Annotated in this window: 3 protein-coding genes; 2 read left to right on the top strand and 1 reads right to left on the bottom strand. The window is 74.9% G+C overall.

Translation table 11 applies throughout. The features are described 5' to 3' along the window. Positions 1-486, top strand: a 486-nt coding sequence (locus IE312_RS38530) for an NAD-dependent epimerase/dehydratase family protein (protein WP_229898898.1), incomplete at its 5' end; no start/stop codon positions are given. A gap of 5 nt (positions 487-491) precedes the next feature. After that, positions 492-1,697: a glycosyltransferase family 4 protein gene (locus IE312_RS02200; protein WP_189977733.1), complete on the top strand. Its 1,206-nt coding sequence runs from the start codon at positions 492-494 to the stop codon at positions 1,695-1,697. Positions 1,698-1,809: 112 nt separating this feature from the next. On the opposite strand, the gene IE312_RS38525 is transcribed toward IE312_RS02200, so the two are convergent. Next, positions 1,810-2,509, bottom strand: a 700-nt coding sequence (locus IE312_RS38525) for a glycosyltransferase family 4 protein (protein WP_229898896.1), incomplete at its 5' end; no start/stop codon positions are given.

The raw sequence follows: 2,509 nt of genomic DNA, 5'->3' as shown, positions 1-2,509 counted from the left end.
GAGGACTACGGGTTCACCACCCGCGTCGCCCGCTACCACAACGTGTACGGTCCGCACGGCACCTGGGCGGGCGGCCGGGAGAAGGCCCCCGCCGCGGTGTGCCGGAAGGTGGCCGAGGCGGTCCTCTCCGGTGACCACCGGATCGAGATCTGGGGCGACGGCCTGCAGACCCGTTCCTTCATGTACATCGACGACTGCCTGCACGGCACCCAGATGATCATGAGGGGGGACAGCGGCGTACCGGTCAACCTCGGGTCCTCGGAGCTGGTCACCATCAACCAGCTCGTCGACGTCGTCGAGCGGATCGCGGGCATCCGCTGCGAGCGCAGCTACCGGCTGGACGCCCCCCAGGGCGTGCGCGGCCGCAACTCCGACAACACCCTGATCCGCGAGATCCACGGCTGGGAGCCGTCGGTCTGCCTGGCCGACGGGCTGGAGCGGACCTACGCCTGGGTGTACGACCAGGTCAAGCGCTCCCACCAGTGACGCCGATGAGAATCCTCGTCCACGACTACAGCGGCCACCCCTTCCAGGCCCAGCTGAGCCGGGAGCTGGCACGCCGCGGCCACGAGGTCGTCCACTCGACGTGCACGGCGTACGTCTCCGGCAAGGGCGACCTCGCCTCGAACGTCCCCGGCCTGCGCTTCGCCACCATCGGGGACGGGGTCCGGCTCCGCAAGCAGGCCTACGTGCGCCGGCTCGGCCAGGAGACCCGGCTCGGCGTCCAACTGGCCCGGCAGGTCCGCCGCGAGAAGCCCGACGTGGCCCTGCTGTCCAACCTGCCCGTGCCCGTGCTGGTGGTGGCGGCGGCCGTGCTGGGCCGGCTGCGCATCCCCTGGGTGCTGTGGCACCAGGACGTGACCGCGGTCGCGTTGCGGAGCTTCGCCGCCGCCGACGTCGCCCCGTCGATGGGCCTGGCCGCCAAGGTGTTCGGCGCGGGCGAGAAGTGGTCGGCCCGGCAGGCCGCGGGCATCGTGGTGATCGCCGACTCGTTCGTGCGGGTCCACGAGGAGTGGGGCACCGCCGACAAGGTCACCGTCATCCCCAACTGGGCGCCGCTGGACGAGATCGCCCCCGTGCCACGGGCCAACGCCTGGTCGGCGCGGCACGGCCTGGACGGTGTGCGGACCGTGCTCTACTCGGGCACGCTCGGGCTGAAGCACGACCCGGCGCTGCTGGTCCGGCTGGCCGAGCGACTGCGTGACCGGGGCTGTCCGGTACGGCTCGTGGTCGTCAACGACGGTCCCGCCGTACCCCTGCTCAGGGACGCCGCCGCGGCGCGGGGCGTCGAGCTGACGCTGCTGCCCTTCCAGCCCTACGAGCGGCTGCCCGAGGTGCTCGGCTCCGGCGACGTCCTCGTCGTCCTGCTGGACCCGGACGCGGGGCGGTTCTCGGTGCCGTCCAAGACGCTGTCCTATCTGTGCGCCGGGCGGCCGGTGCTCGGCCTGATGCCCGCCGACAACCTCGCCGCGCGGCTGCTCCGGCAGGCGGGCTCGGCGGTCTTCCCGCCACGGGAGCAGGCCCTGGACGATGCGGCCGTCTGGGTCGGCGAGGTCCTGTCCGACCCGGCCCGCGCCGAGCGGCTCGGCAAGGAGAGCCGCGCGCTGGCCGAGCGGGAGTTCGCCCTGGAGACCTGCGCCTCCCGCTTCGAGGACATCCTCGCCGGCGTGATCGGCACCGGCGGATCCCACCCCTGACGGGGCACTGCGTGGCCGGCCGCCCCACACCACCGGCCACGCGACCGCCTGTCCCCGGGTGCCGGCCGGCACGCGGGGACGGGAGTGTGCGCCGGCGCCGTTCCGAGCGGGATCACGTGGCCGGGTTCCGGGCGGGGCGGGTCCCCGCGGGAAGGGGGGTGGTTCCCCGGGCGGGGGGCTCGTCGGCGGCGCCGCCCCGGTAGATCTCCTCCAGCCGGTCCACCACCGCGCCGATGGAGTAGACGTCCTCGACGACACGGCGGCCGGCCCGCGCCATCCCGGCGCACAGCTCCGGGTCGCCGAGCAGGCGGCGGACCGCCGCCGCCATGGCGGCGGGGCTGCCGTCGGTGACCAGGGCGGCGCCGCGGCGGGACAGCTCGTCGGCGATGCCGCAGGTGTCGGTGCAGACCACGGGCGTGCCGGCGGCCAGCGCCTCGATGAGGGTCATGCCGAACGGCTCGTCCACGCTCGGCAGGACGTGAACGGCCGCCGTCCGGTAGGCCTCGTGCGCCTCGGCGGGATCCAGCGCACCGCCGTAGCGGACCACGTCCGCGGGCCCCGCCGCGATGAGCCGGCGGACGGCGGCCAGCGATCCGTCGTCCGGGCCGTACAGCGTGAAGCGCGCCCCGGGGACCTCCCGGTGGACCAGCGCGGCCATCTCCACGAAGGCCTCCGGACGCTTGCGGGGATGCAGCCGGGCCAGGAACAGCACGTGGGGGTCGCGCGGCCGCCGCGGCGCCGGCCCGGGCGGACGCGGCCGGATGCCGTTGGGCACGATCCGCAGCGGCGGACCGCCGGCGCCCAGCACGGTC

The sequence above is a fragment of the Streptomyces capoamus genome (assembly GCF_014654935.1).
Lineage (GTDB): Bacteria > Actinomycetota > Actinomycetes > Streptomycetales > Streptomycetaceae > Streptomyces > Streptomyces capoamus.
This window is presented reverse-complemented; position numbering and strand designations above follow the sequence as displayed.